This window comes from Acidovorax cavernicola (assembly GCF_003581445.1).
This window is the reverse complement of record NZ_QXMN01000304.1, coordinates 1-702: the sequence shown is the minus strand read 5'-3', so window position 1 is coordinate 702 and position 702 is coordinate 1. Positions and strand designations below refer to the sequence as shown.

Sequence of the window (702 nt, the reverse complement as noted above, 5' to 3'; positions counted from 1 at the left end):
AACCCGACGACATCATGCTCGACTGCTTCGACGACCTGCTCGCGGGCCGTGGCGAAGGCAGCGGCTGGCGCATGAACAAGCAGGCGCCGCTGGCCGATGGCTCGCCGGCCGTGCCCGACGTCTATCTGCAGGACGCGACGCTGTGGGGCGGCAACCTGGCGATGCTCGCCTCGCTGGTCGGCACGCCCTATCTGCCCGATGTGCCGGGCGGCATCCTGTTCCTCGAGGACGTGAGCGAACACCCCTATCGCGTCGAGCGCATGCTGACGCAGCTGCTTTACGCGGGCGTGCTCGGCAAGCAGCAGGCCGTGGTGCTGGGCCAGTTCACGGGCTACAAGCTGGCCGCGCACGACAAGGGCTACAAGCTGCAAAGCGTGGTCGACTGGCTGCGCACGCAGATCCAGGCGCCGGTGCTGACCAACCTGCCGTTCGGCCATGTCGAGACCAAGGTGCTGCTGCCCGTGGGCGCGAAAGTCTCGCTTTCCGTTGAAGGGCGTGATGCCTTGATTTACTGGGGCCATACCCACTGATTTGGCCTCTGGCAGCTCCTCTCCTCGCAGGGCCGTTACTCCAAGTAGCGGCCCTGTTCTTTTTGCCGTCGGGCCGCCCCAAGGCAAGACGCGGCCCCCTTGGGGGGCAGCGCAGCTACGCGAAGCGAGCCAGCGTGGGGGTCATTTTTTACGCGCGCGCATGCCCTTGCGC

General features: G+C 66.5%; 1 protein-coding gene. It reads left to right on the top strand.

Translation table 11 applies throughout. The features are described from left to right. Positions 1-530: S66 peptidase family protein (locus D3H34_RS33320; RefSeq protein ID WP_491047164.1), on the top strand; the 530-nt coding region annotated here is incomplete at its 5' end. Positions 531-702 lie beyond the last annotated feature (172 nt).